This is a genomic window from Thioclava sp. DLFJ5-1, from assembly GCF_002020115.1.
Classification (GTDB): Bacteria; Pseudomonadota; Alphaproteobacteria; order Rhodobacterales; family Rhodobacteraceae; genus Thioclava; species Thioclava sediminum.
Window position 1 is genome coordinate 260,823 of sequence record NZ_MPZU01000002.1, and the last position, 14,973, is coordinate 275,795.

Genomic DNA, 14,973 nt, shown 5'->3' on the forward strand with positions numbered 1-14,973 from the left:
GGCCCTGCGCGGCGAAAGTAAGGAAAATCAGTGCTCTGCGCGCGACCAGCGCAGCTGGTTCGCCTCGATCGCGGCGATGCGCTTTTCGGTCTTGGGGTGGGTGAGCAGCCAGGCGGGCGTGGTCTGGCCCGCGTTCTTGGTCAGCGCGTCGAGCTTGTGGAACAGCGTGACCTGCGGCTCGGTGCCGAAGCCCGCCTTGATCATCAGCGCGGAGGCAAACTCATCGGCCTCGAACTCGTCGCGTTGGCTAAGGCGCGCAGCGAGGGCTGCGGTGATCAGATTTGCGATCCACGGGCCGATGAAGGGGATGAAGCGGCCCAGCACCGTCATGAGCACGGCGCGCAGGGCGTTCTGGCCGGAAAAGTCGATCATGCGGCGGCGCGAATGGCCCAAGGCGACATGGCCCAACTCATGCGCGATCACCGAGGTCAGTTCCTCCGGGGACACTTCGCCGCTGCGATATTTGCGCATGAAGCCTTCGGTGATGAAGACGCGGCCATCGGGAGCGGCGAGGCCGTTCACCGGCTCGATCTGGTAGACATGGACGGGGATCTCCGAGACTTCGAGCGCGGCGGCGAGCCGGTCGAGATAGGGCTCCAGCTTGCTGTCGCGCAACCGGCGCGAATTCCCGTTCAGCTGGCGTTTGAGTTGCCAGGTCGAGAAATGCCACATGGCGAAGCCGTAGAGGACCAGCAGCAGGATCGGGAGAAGGCGGAACAACATGGGATGGATATGGCGGCTCGCGGGCCCGTGATCAAGCGTCGTGATCAGGCGTCGGATTGAGGGGCTTTCGGGGCGCGCTTGGCCGCGTGCCACAGCCACCAGCCGAAGGCGAAGGCGGCAGCACCCGCGCCCAGCAGCCCCAGCGCGTTGCCCGCAAGCTCGGCGGCGGCGTCCAGATTGGCTCCGAAGGTGATGCCGAGGCCCACATAGGTGGTGACCCAGACCGCTTCGCCCGCCAGATCGGCCAGGGTGAAGCGCCGATGCGCGAAGCCGGACGCTCCGGCTGCGAGGTTCACCCAAGGCCCGAGCGCGGAGAACATCCAGCGGGTGAAGAAGACGGTAACCGCGCCGCGCTTGCGCAGGGCGGCCATCGCTTTCGCGACCAGTGCGCCGCGTTTCGTGTCGGGGTGTGGCAGGAAGCGCTCGGCCCGGCGGCCCAGCTGGAAGCCCACCTGATCGCCGATCACCGCGCCGGTGAAGGCTGCGCCGCCGACGGTCGCGAGGTCCAGATCGCCCGAGGCCACGAAGGCTCCGCTTGCAATCATCATCAGCGAGGAGGGGGCCGGGATCGCGAGGCAGCTGAGGAAGGTCGTGAGGCCCAGAAGCCACGGCCCGTAGAGCGGCACCTGTGCGAGCAGCCAATCTGAGAGGTCGGAGAAGCTCATTGCTCTGGCTGCGCCTCTTTGTCGGCGATGGTCTTGGGCAGGCCGAGCGAGAGTTTGCGGATCAGATCCTGCAGCGGCTCGCCCTTGGCCTTGGCGATACGTTCCAAGGTCGGGCGGCCCGCGCCGACCAGCGCACGCCCATCCTCAATGCCGAGGATCGCGTCGACCTCCTCGATCTCCAGATGCCAGCTGCGCGCGATATAGCCCGGCGTCATCCATTCCTCGGGGCTTTGATGCAGATGGGCGGGGTCGGACCAGTAGATCGCGCGGGAGACGAACCTCGCGCCGAAGAACAGCGACAGCGCGACCGCGAGGATGAAGCCCAGCGAGGCGATCTTGTGATGCCCCCAGAGGTAGCGCAGCCGGTTCATCCGAGTTCCTTCATGGCCGCGGTGATCCCCTCAAGCGTCAGCGGATGCATCCGGTTCTCGAAGATCTCGCGAATGATCTGGATCGACTGCGTGTAGCCCCAGCCGCGCTCCGGGATCGGGTTGAGCCATGTGTGATCGGGCCATTGCTCGCGCGCACGGGTGAGCCAGACATGGCCCGCCTCGTCGTTCCAATGCTCGTTCGCGCCGCCGCGATGGGTGATCTCATAGGGGGACATCGAGGCGTCGCCCACGAAAATGCATTTGTAATCGGGGCCATAGCGATGCAGCACGTCCCAGGTCGGCGTCGCCTCGTTCCAGCGGCGCTTGTTCGATTTCCAGACGCCCTCGTAGAGGCAGTTGTGGAAATACCAGTGCTCGAGATGCTTGAACTCGGACTTGGCCGCGGAGAACAGCTCCTCCACCAGCTGCACATGGGCGTCCATCGAGCCGCCGACATCTAGGAAGAGAACCACCTTCACCGCATTGTGCCGCTCGGGCCGGGTTTTGACGTCGATATAGCCCGCCTCGGCAGAGGCGCGGATCGTGCCGGGCAGGTCCAGTTCCTCATTCGCGCCGTGCCGCGCCCATTGGCGCAGGCGCTTCAGCGCCACTTTGATGTTGCGGGTGCCCAGTTCCACCGTGTCGTCGAAATCGCGGAACTCGCGCTTGTCCCAAACCTTTACGGCGCGCTGGTGGCGGCTCTCTTTCTGGCCGATGCGGACGCCTTCGGGGTTGTAGCCGTAAGCGCCGAAAGGCGAGGTGCCTCCCGTTCCGATCCATTTATTGCCGCCCTGATGGCGGCCCTTCTGTTCCTCAAGCCGCTTTTTCAGCGTCTCCATCAGGTTGTCGAACCCGCCAAGCGCCTCGATCTGCGCTTTTTCTTCCTCGGTGAGGTGTTTCTCCAGCTGTTTGCGCAGCCATTCCTCGGGCAGATCGACGGCGTTGAGCACATCGTCCGGGGTGATCGCCTCCAACCCCGAGAACGCCTCGGAAAACGCCCGGTCGAACCGGTCGAGGAAACGTTCGTCCTTCACCATCGCGGCGCGGGCGAAATAGTAAAACCCGTCGATATCGTAGGTGCAAAGCCCCGCAGCCAGCCCTTCGAGGAAGCTCAGATATTCGCGTAAGGAGACGGGGACACCGCCGCGCCGCAGAGCATCGAAGAATGGCAGGAACATCGCCGCCCTCCGATTATGCCCAGATGCGGTTGATGATCACGGTGACGAAGAGGCCCACCAGCGCCAGCCCGATCGCATGGACAGCGGCATATTGCGCCCGGTCGAGCTTGTTGCCGCCGCGTTTGCGGGCCTTCCAGTCGCCCCAGATCAGCCCGATCACGACACCTGCCAGAACATACATGCTGCGCCCCCTTACAGTCTTGGTCCGGGCGCGCCCGGTCCGCCTTTTGCGGTCAGTTCACGTGAGCGCCCGCATTGGCGAGGGCCGCCACCTCATCCGCGCGGCGTTTCACCGCCGCGTCAGAGCCAAAGCCATAGCGCGCCCATTGCTGCATGTCGAGACGGGCCTGATGTTCCTGTGCCGCGTCACCCAATTGGCCATAGGCCTCGGCGCGGATCATGTAGAGCGTGGCCATCAGCGAGGCGTTCTCGCTCGACACATCCGAGGCCAGCGCGCGGTTCACCAGCGACACTGCCTCCTGCGCGCGGCCCGTGCCAAGCGCGTAGGCCGCAAGCTGCATGTCGATATGGGCGGCCTGAATTTCCGCGCCCGGCGTCGCGCGATAGATCCGGCCCGCTTTCTTGTAGGCCGCGACCGCTTTCTCGGGGTCGGTCTTCATGGTCAGCCGCCCGACCGCGAACCACGCGAAGGCGGCGCGGCTGTCATGCCAGCCCCGGCTGGTGGCGATCTTGGTGGCGCGTTCGGCAGCGGCACGGCGGCGCTTGTCGCTCGCGCCGTGGCCGAGCGCGGTGGTGATCGCTTTCACATAGGCGCGCGGCGTCGGATCGGCGGGCAGCGTGCGCATCGAACCGCCCGACGGGTGGATCTTCGACAGGATCGCGGGCAGGGCCGCGCGCACTTCGGCGGGACTCATGCCGGTATGCAGCGCCGGATCGTAATAGGCGCGCAGGATCGTCATGTCGAACTTGGTCAGCACGGTGTGGAAATTGTCGTCGTTCCAGATCGTGTCGGGCAGGCGGTAGAGATCGTTCACCGGCCCGAGCGCCTGGCTGACCTCTTCATGCAGGCAGTCGCGGATTTCCTGCGGGGTGGAGTCGGCGGGGATGAACACGGTGGCGGATTGGCGCCGCGTCAGCTTGGCCCAATCGCTGGCCTCGTCGCCATGCGAATTGCGGTAATCCGTCCAGCTCTCGACGTTCGGCACCACGAAACAGGCGACATTTGGAACCTCTTGGCGCATCTGCCGTTTGGGTACGAATTGCACCGAGATCGTGTTGGCATTGCCCGGCTCGGTCGAGACGTTCAGCCCCGCCTCGCTCTGCAGCCGGTGGACCAGATGGCCAAGCTCGGTCTGCGCCACGGGCGGCGCGTTGCCTGCGAGCGTGATCGAGACCGGGCCTTCGAACCGGGTGAAACGCGGCAGGGCGCGACCGGATTCGAGGAAGAAGCTGAGTTCCATGAAGTCGGCGCCCAGATGGCTGTTATCGGGCAGTCGCTCGGTCGGGGGGGCGTTCTTCAGCCCCGGCGCCAGATCGGGCGCGGACAGGTCGAGAAGCTGGGCCGTGCCGCGGGTCGTCGTCACTTCGGGGCCGTTGGTCGAACAGGCGGCGAGGGCGCCCGCGATCGTCAGCGCGGCGAGCATGCCCGCCCGTGCTGCAACACGTCCGGCGGACGCGCCTTTCAGCAGGCCTGAGCGCGGTGCCGTCCCGACGCGCGTTGGCTCCGGAGCGGCCGCGCTGAGCGGTTTGAATGCTAAGCGCATGGCAGCGTGTGATCCCTGTTCGTTGCCGCAAAGGTACACATACGGGTTTAAGCCCGACCAGTAAATCTTTGCCTTATAATTGGAATTTTGACCCTGCGCGCCCTGAAGCGGCGACATCCCGCCGGTTTGCTGCACAGCCAAGGCTGCAAAGCGCTGAGTGAGACGGTTTCTGTGCGTGGGCGCTCGGATTGATCACGGATCCGCGAATCGCGCCGTGATCATCGCCATTGTCGCGGATCTACGGACGTTTTGTGGCTGTTTGCGTAACAATCGCCGCTGAAAGGGCCGCAAATCCGGCGTGGAAGAAACGCGATGCGCAAAATGCGAAACGCCCGGAGCAAGCCCGGGCGTTCGACAGTCTTCGTGGGTCGGATCAGGCGCGGCGACGGCGCCCGCCGCGACGCCCACCAACGGAGGAGGTCGCTGCTGCGGCGGAGGCTTCGGCGAAGCTGAGGCCGCCCTCCTTCATCGCGTCGAGCGTCTTCGACAGGCGGATCCATTCCATCCCGTTCGGATCGTGGTTCATCAGCAGGTTGGCGGCGCGGATCGCCTCCATCTCCTGATTGCGCACCGGGTTCATGATGGCCGAGGTCATGCCCGCGCCGATCGCCATCGGCAGGTAGGCCCCGTTGATCCCGTGGCGGTTCGGCAGGCCGAAGGAGATGTTCGACGCGCCGCAGGTGGTGTTCACGCCCAGCTCGTCGCGCAGACGGTTGACCAGCGTGAAGACCTGACGGCCCGCGGAGGCCATCGCGCCCACCGGCATCACCAGCGGATCGACGACGATGTCATGCGCGGGGATGCCGAAATCGGCGGCGCGCTCGACGATCTTCTTGGCCACGGCGAAACGCACGTCCGGGTCTTCGGAAATCCCGGTGTCGTCGTTCGAGATCGCGACGACCGGCACGTTGTATTTCTTCACCAGCGGCAGAACCAGTTCCAGACGCTCTTCCTCGCCGGTGACCGAGTTCAGAAGCGGGCGGCCTTCGGCGGCTTCGAGACCTGCTTCGAGAGCCGCCGGGACCGAGCTGTCGATGCACAGCGGCACGTCGATCACGCCCTGCACGCAGTTGATCAGGTCGCGCATCAGCGAGGGTTCGACGAAGTTGTTATCCGCGTAGCGCGGGTCTTCGGCCATCTTGTTCGAGAACACCGCGCCCGAGTTGATGTCCAGAACCGTGGCGCCGCAGGCGACCTGCTCGAGCGCGTCTTTCTCGACGGTCGAGAAATCGCCTTGCTCCAGCTCGGCGGCCAGCTTCTTGCGGCCGGTCGGGTTGATCCGCTCACCGATGACGCAGAAGGGCTCGTCAAAGCCGATCACGACGGTTTTGGTTTTGGACTCAAGGACGGTGCGGGTCATTCATGGCCTCTCTGTTCGGCGATCCAATTGGCTGTCGCGGTGATACCGCCCAGCGGGAAGAAATGCACGGCTTCGATATTCGACGGGCAATCGGCGGCCAGATCGGCCAGCAATTCGGTCGGCTCGAAGGGCATGAGCAGCTTGGTCACGTCGCGGGCGCGCTTTTGCAGCACTTTCAGCGAAGGGCCGACGCCGCAGGCGATGGCGAATTTCAGAAGCGTCTGCAGCTTCGCGGGGCCCGCGATGCCCAGATGGACGGGCATTTCGATGCCGTTGGCTTCCAGACGCTTGGCCCAGTCGCGGATCGGACCGGCCTCGAAGGCGAATTGCGTGGCGATCGCCATATCCGCATCGGTGCGGTTCGCGAAATCCTGCTTGAGTTTGAGCGCGGCCATCACCTCGGCCTCGCCGCCTGTGGGGTCGATGTCGCGGTTGCCCTCGGGGTGGCCGGCGACGTGCAGACGGGCGAAGCCGTCGAAGGCGCCGGTTTCGATCATCTGCATCGCGCAGTGGAACTCGCCCTTCGGCTCGGCCACGCCGCCACCCAGCAGCAGCGCCTGCTCGACGCCTGCCTCGCCGCGATAGCGCGCGACCCAGTCGTTGAGCTGTGCCTCGTCGCGGATGATGCGCGCGGGGAAGTGCGGCATCGGCTCGAAACCCTCTTCGCGCAGACGCTTGGCGGTGGCGAGCATCTCCTCGATCGGGGTGCCGTCGATATGAGCGATATAGACGCGGGAGCCCTTCGCGAACAAGGGCGCGAAGCTTTCCACCTTGGCGGCGGTGCGGGGCATCACCTCGACCGAGGCGCCCTCCAGCAGAGCCGCCATCTTGCCGTTCACCGGCGGACGAGCCGGGGTCTTGGCCTCGCGGCGGAAATTCACAAGAGCCATGCGCCTATTCTCCCTTACGCGTCGGGCTGGGTGTTCCAGCCGTCATTGGCAATCAACGCACGCAATCGCGCGTCGTCGTAGTCAGAGAGAATACGTGCCAGCACGGCCTCGGCCGCCTCGGCATCGTCGCCGGGCTCTTCACCCGAAGCCACCTTACGCCACTCGGCCAGATAGGCGTCGCTGTCGCGTGCGCCGATCTTCATGGCCGCGCGGTCGATCGCCTGCTCGAACCGTTCGGGCAGCGGTTTCTTGACGCCACGCCGTCCCTTGCCCGCAATGATCTGGGCCGGGATGTCACGCCAATAGACCAAGGTGATCTGTGCCATGCGAATCTCTCCTCGTATGCGCAGAATTGCCCGAAACCGACGCGGGACAGGGTGGATTTTCGACATTCCGTCGCGGCTGAGCGACGTGCCGGTGACTGTGGGGCAGGTGATAGCAGCCGGGCAGGGGGCTGGGCCACCTCTGTGCATCGGAATAATCCGCGCCAAGATCATGAGCCCCGCTCAAGCTGCCTGCGGCACAAACGCCGCGCGGCGATCTGGCACATTCTGAAGCGCGCGGCGCTGCATACATCCTCCGGGCAACCCGAAAACAGGCCGCCCCTGTGCGGTGCGGCCAAGTCAGAGAGATGATCCGAGATGACCAAGACCTCCATTCTGATCGCGGCGCTTTTCACCGCGCTCCCCTTCGCCGCTCAGGCCGAGACCCCCGGCGAGCAGTTCATGTCCACTTGGGATCTCGATGGCGACGGCACGGCGACGCTGGCCGAGCTGGAGCAGATGCGCTCGGATGTCTTCGCGTCTTTCGATGCCAATGAAGACGGCAAGCTCGACGCCGAGGAACACGCTGTCTTCGACGAGGCGCGCGCCAATGACGTGGCGGGCTACGAGGGCCAGCAGCGCGCGCAGATGCAGAAGATGGCCGATGGCATGACGATGGCCGCGACCGATGCCGATGGCGACAAGCTGGTGACGCTGGCCGAGTTCCAGACCAGCACGGCCAAGTGGTTTGCCCAGCTCGACAAGAATGCCGATGGCGGGATCACCATCGACGATTTCGCGCGCAAGCCCGCACAGTAACGCCCGCACAGTCAGGGCAGCGCCATGACGCCCGGTCGCCTTGCGGTCGGGCGATCAGGTGCTGGTGGCGGTAATCCGGGGCAGGAACTCTGCGCGGTTCTTGGAGACCTCCTCGGCGATGAAGCGCATCGCGGCGCGGACGCGGGCGATTTCGTGCAGGTCTTCATGGGTCACCAGCCAGAAGGTGCGGCGGATCTCGATCTCGTCTGGCAGGATCGGCACCAGCTTCGTCGAATGGCGGGCGAGGAAATCGGGCAGCACCGCGATCCCGCGCCCGGCCTCGGCGACATGCTTATGGGCGAAGAGGTTGGTCGAGGACAGGCGCGGCGTGTGATCGCCCAGCGTGACCGAGAGGTAATCCAGCTCCGGCGTGTAGATCAGCTCGGGGATATAGCCGACCAGCGGGTGCTTCAGCAGATCCTCCTTGCGGTTGATCGCCGAGTTGCGGGCGAGGTAATCGGGGGAGGCGTAGAAATGCAGCGTGTATTCGGTGAGCTTGCGTGACACGAGCCGCCCCTTTTCGGGCCGGGACAGGGTGATCGCGATATCCGCCTCGCGCTTCGACAACGAAAACAGGCGCGGGGTGGCGACCAGCTGCGCCTCCAGTTCGGGATTGGCCTTGATGAATTCCGCCAGACGCGGCGCGAGGAAGAACGCCCCGAACGCATCGGGCGCGCCGATCCGCACCGTGCCGGACAGCGCATAGAGCGTGCCCGAGAGTTCATCCTGCACGCGGGCTGCGACATTCTCGATCTGCTCGGCCTTCGCCAATAGCCGCTCGCCATGTTCCGAGAGTGCATAGCCGCGCGGGCTGCGCTCGAACAATTGCGCGCCAAGCTGGGTCTCCAGAGATTTGACCCGACGTGATACAGTGGCATGATCGGTGCCCATCGCACGGGCTGCGACGGTCAGGCGACCGGCCCGGGCCACCGAGAGAAAGAATCGGAGATCGTCCCAATCGAAGCTCATTGACGGTCCTTTTTGCGGTCTCGCGTCGGAAAAACGGGAGATATGGGCATTTTCGCACATGCGTTTGGCAATACGTGGCATGGTCGCGTGCATTTTCCCACCTAGCCTTTTGCACATGGCCGGTTTCTGCCTAAGGTGCGTGCACTGACAGGAAGTTTATCGGGTCATCGGGAACCGCGGCGGCGCAAGCACTTGAATGTCCGCCCGTTTCCACGCTGAATTCACTGGCGGCCGCGTTGAGGAGCAGGGACGGCCGCACGAGGAGAAACACAAGATCTTATTCCGGCAGGGACCGAAAAGGCGTCCCGTCGGTGTGCTCTCATGGCGCCGCGCGCCGGGGAGCCAAATCTATCAACCAACGGGAGGAATGTTGATGAAATCAGCTATTTACGCAGGTGTGAGTGCCGCGGCGCTGAGCTTGGCCGCAGGCGGCGCGATGGCGCAGGACGCGATCTCGAACGGCTCCGTGAAAATCGGTGTGCTGGGCGATATGTCCGGCGTCTATTCGACCGGTTTCTCGGGTAAGGGCGCGGTCGACGCGGTCAAGATGGCCGTGCGCGACTTCGGCGGCGAGGTTCTCGGCAAGCCGATCGAAGTGATCTCGGCCGACCACCAGAACAAGGCAGACGTCGGTTCGGCCACCGCTCGCGAGTGGATCGACCAGGAACATGTCGACATGATCGCCGACCTGACCAACTCGGCCGTGGCGCTTGCCGTGCAGCAACTCGCCTCCGAGAAGAAGACCATCACCTTCGCCACCGGCGCTGCCACCGCGGCCCTGACCGGCGAGAACTGCTCGAAATACGGTATCCACTACGGCTACGACACCCACGCGCTGCCGGTCGGCACCGCAACGGCCGTCGTGAAGAATGGCGGCGACAGCTGGTACTTCATCACCGCCGACTACGCCTTCGGTCACGCGCTGCAGGACAACACGTCCTCGGTCGTGGAAGATCTGGGCGGTTCGGTCGTGGGCAGCTCGGACGTGCCGCTCGCAACCACCGACTTCTCCTCCTATCTGCTGCAGGCGCAAAGCTCGGGCGCGAAGGTGATCGGTCTCGCGAATGCGGGTCAGGACACCGTCAACGCCATCAAGCAGGCGCATGAATTCGGCATCGTCGCAGGCGGCCAGCAGCTCGCTGGTATGCTCGTGCTGATCTCGGACGTGAAGTCGCTCGGCACCGACGTCGCCAAGGGCCTCCAGTTCACCAGCGGTTGGTACTGGAACATGGATGACGAGAGCCGGAAGTGGAAAGCGGAGTACGAGAAGTTCTCGGGCGGCGAAGCGCCGACCTTCGTGCACGCAGCCGACTACTCGCTGACCATGGCCTATCTCGAGGCGATCAAGGCGGCTGGCACCGACGACGCCGACAAGGTGCGTGAGCAGCTTGGCAAGATGAAGATCGACGACTTCTTCGCCAAGGGCGGCACCATCCGTTCCGACGGCCTGCTTGAGCACGACATGTACCTGCTCAAGGTGAAAGACGGCGGCGAAGATCCGTGGGATGTGGCCGACGTGGCACGCACGATTCCGGGCAACGAGGCCTATGCCTCGCTCGAAGCGGGCGGCTGCAAGCTGGTCAACAAGTGATCTGAACAAATCCTTGGCGCAGGGCGGCATTGCGACCGCCCTGCGCCTGCGTATCAGTCCGAAAGCGAGACCATGAGCGACGATATCATTCTCGAGGCCAAGAACCTGACCAAGAGTTTCGGCGGCTTCGTGGCCGTCAATGACGTGAACCTGCGCATCAAGCGCGGCGCGATCCACGCGATCATCGGCCCGAACGGCGCGGGTAAGACGACGATGTTCAACCTGCTGACGAAATTCATCACGCCCACATCGGGCAAGATCCTCTTCAACGACCGCGATATCACCAATCGCAAACCCGCGGAGATCGCCAATATGGGCATCGTGCGGTCGTTCCAGATTTCCGCCGTGTTCCCGCACCTGACGGCGCTGGAGAACGTGCGCCTCGCGCTGCAGCGCTCGCTGGGCGTGAGCTACCAGTTCTGGCGCTCCAAATCGGTGCTGCACGATCTCGACGCGAAAGCGGTGGCGGCGCTCGATCAGGTGGGTCTGAAGGAGTTCGCCCATCTCAAGGCGGTGGAGCTGCCCTACGGGCGCAAACGCGCGCTGGAGATTGCGACGACGCTGGGGCTGGAGCCGGAACTCATGCTGCTCGACGAGCCGACCCAGGGCATGGGCACCGAGGACGTGGGCGCCGTGACCGAGCTGATCGGCCGTGTCCGCGAGGGGCGCACCATCGTCATGGTGGAGCATAACCTCGGCGTCGTGGCCGAACTGGCCGACACGATCACCGTGCTGGCGCGCGGCGAAGTTCTGGCCGAAGGGCCCTATTCCGAAGTGTCGAAGAACCCGGCTGTCATGGAGGCCTATATGGGCGTCTCCGCCGATGAGCAGGAGGAGGTCGCATGAGCACCGAAACGATGATCAAACCGATGCTCAAGATCGAGAACCTGCATGCATGGTATGGCGAGAGCCACGTCCTGCACGGGATCAATCTCGAACTGGGCGAGGGGCAGCTGATCACCCTTCTAGGCCGCAACGGCGCGGGTCGTTCGACCACGCTGCGCTCGATCATGGGGATGGTCGATCGCCGCGAAGGCTCGATCAAGATCAATGGCGAGGAGTTCCTGACGAAACCCACGCACAAGATCTCGCCCGATGCGCGGATTGGCTATTGCCCCGAGGAGCGCGGCATCTTCGCCTCGCTTAATGTCGAGGAAAACCTGATGCTTCCGCCGAGCGTGGGCGAGGGCGGCATGTCGGTGGAGGAACTCTTCGAGATGTTCCCGAACCTCGCCAATGTCCGCAAGCGGATGGGCACGCGGCTTTCGGGCGGCGAACAGCAGATGCTGGCCATCGCGCGCATCCTGCGCACCGGCTCGCGACTGCTGCTCCTTGACGAGATCACCGAAGGTCTTGCGCCCGTGATCGTGAAAACCCTGGGGCGCGTGATCCGCGACCTGAAATCGCGCGGCTATACGATCGTTCTGGTGGAGCAGAACTTCCGCTTTGCCGCCCCGCTCGCCGACCGCCATTACGTCATCGAACATGGCGAGGTGATCGACGTGATCGAAGCCGATCAGGTCGAAGCCTCGATGGACCGGCTGAACCATTACCTGAGCGTGTAACGAGAAACCGGGCCGGGCTCAGGCGCCCGAGACCCGACAGGGAGGACAACCCCGATGGATCCGATGATCCGACTTATTCTTGCCCAGGGGATGCTGGGCCTAAACAACGGCGTGTTCTACGCGATGCTGAGCCTCGGGCTCGCGGTTATCTTCGGCCTCTTGAACGTGGTCAACTTCGCGCATGGCGCGCTCTATATGCTGGGCGCGTTCCTCGCGCTGATCATGTATTCCTATGTCGGTCAGTGGATCGGCATGGCGGATCTGCATATCGGCTTCTGGCCGGCGCTGATCCTCGCGCCGATCCTGGTGGCCTGTTTCGGGATGCTGATCGAGCGCTTCCTGCTGCGCAGGCTCTACAAGCTCGACCCGATCTACTCGCTGCTGCTGACCTTTGGGATCACGCTGGTGCTGCAGGGCCTGTTCATCAACTTCTTCAACGCGTCGGGCACGCCCTATCCGGGGATGCCGGAGAGCATGAAGGGCGTGACCAATCTCGGCTTCATGATGTTCCCGAAATACCGCCTCTTCGTGATCGTCTTCTCGATCGTGGTCTGTTTCGTGACCTGGTTCGTGATCGAGCGGACCCGGATCGGCGCACGGCTGCGCGCGGGCACCGAGAACCCCGAGCTGGTGAAAGCCTTCGGGATCAACGTGCCGCTGATGGTGATGCTGACCTTCGGCTTCGGCACGGGCCTCGCGGGTCTCGCGGGCGTGCTGGCGGCGCCGATCTACTCGGTCAGCCCGCTGATGGGCGCGAACCTGATCATCGTGATCTTCGCGGTCGTCGTGATCGGCGGCATGGGCTCGATTGCGGGGGCGGTGATTACCGGCTTCTCTCTGGGGCTGATCGAGGGCGTGACTAAGGTCTTCTACGCGCCCGCTGCGAACACGGTGATCTTCCTGCTGATGGTGATCGTGCTTCTTGTGCGCCCGTCGGGCCTCTTCGGACGTCAAGGGTGAGGGTGAAGACATGAGCAATACGACAAGTACGACGAGCGAAATCGGCGAATTCGAACAGGACGACGTCAGCCCCGAGACCCATAAGCGCGGCCGCATGGTGCAGGCGGTGTTCTGGGTGGTGCTGCTGGGCTTCCTCGCGGTGGCCCCGTTCTTCCTCTACCCGGTCTTCGTGATGCAGCTGCTGTGCTTTGCGCTGTTCGCGGCGGCCTTCAACCTGCTGATCGGCTTCACCGGCCTTCTCAGCTTCGGCCATGCCGCCTTCTTCGGGGGCGCGGCCTATGTGGCGGGCCATGTGCTGAAGGTCTGGGGCTTCCCGCCGATCCTCGGCATCATCGCAGGCACGCTCGCAGCCGCTGCGATGGGCTGGGTCGTGGGCTCGCTCGCGATCCGCCGGCAGGGCATCTACTTCGCGATGATCACGCTGGCGCTCGCGCAGATCGTGTATTTCTTCGCGCTGCAAATGCCCTTCACCGGGGGCGAGGACGGCCTGCAAGGCATCCCGCGCGGCAACCTGCTGGGCATCTTCAACCTCAGGGATCCGATCACGATGTATTACTTCGTGGCGGCCGTCTTCATCGTCGGCTTCCTCGCGATCTACCGCATCGTGCATTCGCCCTTCGGTCAGGTGCTGCAGGCGATCCGCGAGAACGAGCCGCGCGCGCTGTCGCTGGGCTATAACGTGGACCGGTTCAAGCTGCTGGCCTTCGTGCTCTCGGCGGGTCTGGCAGGGCTTGCGGGCTCGACCAAGGCGCTGGTGTTCCAGTTCGCCTCGCTGACGGACGCGCATTGGCAGATGTCGGGCGAGGTGATCCTGATGACGCTCTTGGGCGGCATGGGCACGATCTTCGGCCCGGTCGTGGGCGCGTTCATCGTGGTCACGCTGCAGCACTTCCTGTCGGGCATCGGCTCGTGGGTGCAGGTCGTGATCGGCGGCACGTTCATCGCCTGCGTGCTGCTGTTCCGCCGCGGCATCGTCGGCGAGATCGCGCGTCTGCTGCGCATTTCGTCGCTGTAAAACTAGCGTGGCGGGGGCTTTGCCCCCGCTCGTCACGGCCCGCCGCTTGCGCGTCGGGCGTTCGGCGGGGCGTCCTTCCACTGGAAGGCCGCTTCTCCCGCCTCACCCCCCGGGATATTTACGCCAAGAGGAAGAGGGCGCTCAGGGTCTGGGCGCGCGCAGGGCGCGCGGGTTCACCGTCGCCCAATCCGGCCAGTATCCCAGCTTTTCAATGATAACGATCGCGATCACGGCCAGCGCCACGACGGCGACGATCTTCACCTGCGTCATCGACGGTGGGCGACGTGCCCACCGCGCCATGCGCAGCAGCCACGTGTAATTCACGAAGCATCCTCGGTGAAGCGCACCTTGCCGATGAAGGGCAGATTGCGATTGCGCTGTGCGAAGTCGATGCCGTAGCCCACGACGAATTCATCGGGGATCTCGAAGCCGGTCCAGGTCGCGCGCACATCGACCTCGCGCCGCGAGGGTTTGTCGAGCAGGGCGCAACATTCGATGCGCCCCGGTTTGCGCGCACGCAGCATGCCCATCACGTGATGCAGGGTGAAGCCGGTATCGACGATATCCTCGACCACCAGCACGTCGCGGCCTTCGATGCCTGCGCGCAGGTCCTTGAGGATGCGCACCTCGCGCGAGCTGGTCATCGCGTCGCCGTAGCTGGAGGCTTCGAGGAAATCGACCTCCACCGGCAGGTCGATCTCGCGCACCAGATCGGCGATGAACACGAAGGAGCCGCGCAAGAGCCCCACCACGACCAACTTGTCGGTGCCCTTGAATGTCCGGGTGATCTCGGCGGCCAATTCCTCGACTCGAGCGGCGATCTGCTTGGCCGAAATCATCTGGTCGATCACATAGGGGCGCTGCGTCATGATGTCGGGCC

18 protein-coding genes are annotated in these 14,973 nt (G+C 64.4%); 6 read left to right on the forward strand and 12 right to left on the reverse strand.

Annotated features, from left to right (window positions below; genetic code table 11):
• Positions 1-27 precede the first annotated feature (27 nt).
• The 9 genes from BMI86_RS08585 to BMI86_RS08620 form a co-directional block, all read right to left on the reverse strand.
• The gene (locus tag BMI86_RS08585; RefSeq protein ID WP_078541366.1) at positions 28-720 is read right to left on the reverse strand and encodes a M48 family metallopeptidase; all 693 of its coding nucleotides are present in this window, start codon (positions 718-720) and stop codon (positions 28-30) included.
• Between the two features lie 47 nt (positions 721-767).
• On the reverse strand, positions 768-1,388 hold the full coding sequence (locus BMI86_RS08590; protein WP_078540758.1) for a DedA family protein: 621 nt from the start codon (positions 1,386-1,388) through the stop codon (positions 768-770).
• A complete protein-coding gene (locus BMI86_RS08595) occupies positions 1,385-1,759 on the reverse strand; it encodes a hypothetical protein (protein WP_078540766.1) in 375 nt (124 codons plus the stop codon). The genes BMI86_RS08590 and BMI86_RS08595 overlap by 4 nt, the downstream gene beginning before the upstream one ends.
• Positions 1,756-2,937 carry a VWA domain-containing protein gene (locus BMI86_RS08600; RefSeq protein WP_078540768.1) on the reverse strand — a complete coding sequence of 394 codons (1,182 nt, stop codon included), beginning with the start codon at positions 2,935-2,937 and terminating at the stop codon, positions 1,756-1,758. The genes BMI86_RS08595 and BMI86_RS08600 overlap by 4 nt, the downstream gene beginning before the upstream one ends.
• A 13-nt stretch (positions 2,938-2,950) precedes the next feature.
• Positions 2,951-3,118 carry a hypothetical protein gene (locus BMI86_RS21230; protein WP_165756950.1) on the reverse strand — a complete coding sequence of 56 codons (168 nt, stop codon included), beginning with the start codon at positions 3,116-3,118 and terminating at the stop codon, positions 2,951-2,953.
• 52 nt (positions 3,119-3,170) lie between these two features.
• Entirely contained in the window at positions 3,171-4,661 is a 1,491-nt protein-coding gene (locus BMI86_RS08605; protein ID WP_246831672.1) for a DUF2927 domain-containing protein, read from the reverse strand.
• Between the two features lie 373 nt (positions 4,662-5,034).
• Positions 5,035-6,021 (reverse strand): methyltetrahydrofolate cobalamin methyltransferase, encoded by a 987-nt coding sequence (locus BMI86_RS08610; protein WP_078540773.1) that lies wholly within the window; start codon positions 6,019-6,021, stop codon positions 5,035-5,037.
• Positions 6,018-6,911 carry a 5,10-methylenetetrahydrofolate reductase gene (locus tag BMI86_RS08615; protein WP_078540775.1) on the reverse strand — a complete coding sequence of 298 codons (894 nt, stop codon included), beginning with the start codon at positions 6,909-6,911 and terminating at the stop codon, positions 6,018-6,020. The genes BMI86_RS08610 and BMI86_RS08615 overlap by 4 nt, the downstream gene beginning before the upstream one ends.
• A gap of 14 nt (positions 6,912-6,925) precedes the next feature.
• Complete coding sequence (locus BMI86_RS08620) at positions 6,926-7,237, reverse strand: virulence factor (protein WP_078520799.1); 312 nt, start codon at positions 7,235-7,237, stop codon at positions 6,926-6,928.
• A 315-nt stretch (positions 7,238-7,552) separates the two neighbouring features.
• Between BMI86_RS08620 and BMI86_RS08625 the strand changes: the two genes are divergently transcribed.
• Positions 7,553-7,993, forward strand: coding sequence for a hypothetical protein (locus BMI86_RS08625; protein ID WP_078520798.1), 441 nt, complete (start codon positions 7,553-7,555; stop codon positions 7,991-7,993).
• 54 nt (positions 7,994-8,047) lie between these two features.
• Here the strand turns inward: BMI86_RS08625 and BMI86_RS08630 are convergent, their stop codons facing one another.
• Positions 8,048-8,962: a LysR family transcriptional regulator gene (locus BMI86_RS08630; protein WP_078540777.1), complete on the reverse strand. Its 915-nt coding sequence runs from the start codon at positions 8,960-8,962 to the stop codon at positions 8,048-8,050.
• A 373-nt stretch (positions 8,963-9,335) separates the two neighbouring features.
• Between BMI86_RS08630 and BMI86_RS08635 the strand changes: the two genes are divergently transcribed.
• From BMI86_RS08635 to BMI86_RS08655, 5 genes are all read left to right on the forward strand, one after another.
• Positions 9,336-10,553 carry an ABC transporter substrate-binding protein gene (locus BMI86_RS08635; RefSeq protein WP_078540779.1) on the forward strand — a complete coding sequence of 406 codons (1,218 nt, stop codon included), beginning with the start codon at positions 9,336-9,338 and terminating at the stop codon, positions 10,551-10,553.
• A 72-nt stretch (positions 10,554-10,625) separates the two neighbouring features.
• The gene (locus BMI86_RS08640) at positions 10,626-11,399 is read left to right on the forward strand and encodes an ABC transporter ATP-binding protein (protein WP_078540781.1); all 774 of its coding nucleotides are present in this window, start codon (positions 10,626-10,628) and stop codon (positions 11,397-11,399) included.
• 11 nt (positions 11,400-11,410) lie between these two features.
• The gene (locus BMI86_RS08645; protein ID WP_198453301.1) at positions 11,411-12,118 is read left to right on the forward strand and encodes an ABC transporter ATP-binding protein; all 708 of its coding nucleotides are present in this window, start codon (positions 11,411-11,413) and stop codon (positions 12,116-12,118) included.
• A 54-nt stretch (positions 12,119-12,172) separates the two neighbouring features.
• On the forward strand, positions 12,173-13,078 hold the full coding sequence (locus BMI86_RS08650) for a branched-chain amino acid ABC transporter permease (RefSeq protein WP_078520793.1): 906 nt from the start codon (positions 12,173-12,175) through the stop codon (positions 13,076-13,078).
• A gap of 94 nt (positions 13,079-13,172) precedes the next feature.
• Positions 13,173-14,093 (forward strand): branched-chain amino acid ABC transporter permease, encoded by a 921-nt coding sequence (locus BMI86_RS08655; protein ID WP_078541367.1) that lies wholly within the window; start codon positions 13,173-13,175, stop codon positions 14,091-14,093.
• A 141-nt stretch (positions 14,094-14,234) separates the two neighbouring features.
• Here BMI86_RS08655 and BMI86_RS08660 read toward each other — a convergent pair whose 3' ends face one another.
• Positions 14,235-14,417 carry a hypothetical protein gene (locus tag BMI86_RS08660; RefSeq protein WP_078540785.1) on the reverse strand — a complete coding sequence of 61 codons (183 nt, stop codon included), beginning with the start codon at positions 14,415-14,417 and terminating at the stop codon, positions 14,235-14,237.
• Positions 14,414-14,962, reverse strand: a complete 549-nt coding sequence (gene hpt / locus BMI86_RS08665) for a hypoxanthine phosphoribosyltransferase (protein ID WP_078520791.1) — start codon at positions 14,960-14,962, stop codon at positions 14,414-14,416. Before hpt ends, BMI86_RS08660 begins: the two co-directional genes overlap by 4 nt.
• Positions 14,963-14,973: the final 11 nt, after the last annotated feature.

Excerpts from the sequence above, each read along its gene's own strand:
- BMI86_RS08610 (WP_078540773.1), bottom strand. The coding sequence starts at position 6,021 with ATGACCCGCACCGTCCTTGAGTCCAAAACCAAAACCGTCGTGATCGGC.
- hpt (WP_078520791.1), bottom strand. The coding sequence starts at position 14,962 with ATGACGCAGCGCCCCTATGTGATCGACCAGATGATTTCGGCCAAGCAG.
- BMI86_RS08650 (WP_078520793.1), top strand. The coding sequence starts at position 12,173 with ATGGATCCGATGATCCGACTTATTCTTGCCCAGGGGATGCTGGGCCTA.
- BMI86_RS08620 (WP_078520799.1), bottom strand. The coding sequence starts at position 7,237 with ATGGCACAGATCACCTTGGTCTATTGGCGTGACATCCCGGCCCAGATC.
- BMI86_RS08615 (WP_078540775.1), bottom strand. The coding sequence starts at position 6,911 with ATGGCTCTTGTGAATTTCCGCCGCGAGGCCAAGACCCCGGCTCGTCCG.
- BMI86_RS08590 (WP_078540758.1), bottom strand. The coding sequence starts at position 1,388 with ATGAGCTTCTCCGACCTCTCAGATTGGCTGCTCGCACAGGTGCCGCTC.
- BMI86_RS08625 (WP_078520798.1), top strand. The coding sequence starts at position 7,553 with ATGACCAAGACCTCCATTCTGATCGCGGCGCTTTTCACCGCGCTCCCC.
- BMI86_RS08600 (WP_078540768.1), bottom strand. The coding sequence starts at position 2,937 with ATGTTCCTGCCATTCTTCGATGCTCTGCGGCGCGGCGGTGTCCCCGTC.
- BMI86_RS08640 (WP_078540781.1), top strand. The coding sequence starts at position 10,626 with ATGAGCGACGATATCATTCTCGAGGCCAAGAACCTGACCAAGAGTTTC.
- BMI86_RS08645 (WP_198453301.1), top strand. The coding sequence starts at position 11,411 with ATGATCAAACCGATGCTCAAGATCGAGAACCTGCATGCATGGTATGGC.
- BMI86_RS21230 (WP_165756950.1), bottom strand. The coding sequence starts at position 3,118 with ATGTATGTTCTGGCAGGTGTCGTGATCGGGCTGATCTGGGGCGACTGG.
- BMI86_RS08595 (WP_078540766.1), bottom strand. The coding sequence starts at position 1,759 with ATGAACCGGCTGCGCTACCTCTGGGGGCATCACAAGATCGCCTCGCTG.
- BMI86_RS08655 (WP_078541367.1), top strand. The coding sequence starts at position 13,173 with ATGGTGCAGGCGGTGTTCTGGGTGGTGCTGCTGGGCTTCCTCGCGGTG.
- BMI86_RS08635 (WP_078540779.1), top strand. The coding sequence starts at position 9,336 with ATGAAATCAGCTATTTACGCAGGTGTGAGTGCCGCGGCGCTGAGCTTG.
- BMI86_RS08605 (WP_246831672.1), bottom strand. The coding sequence starts at position 4,661 with ATGCGCTTAGCATTCAAACCGCTCAGCGCGGCCGCTCCGGAGCCAACG.
- BMI86_RS08630 (WP_078540777.1), bottom strand. The coding sequence starts at position 8,962 with ATGAGCTTCGATTGGGACGATCTCCGATTCTTTCTCTCGGTGGCCCGG.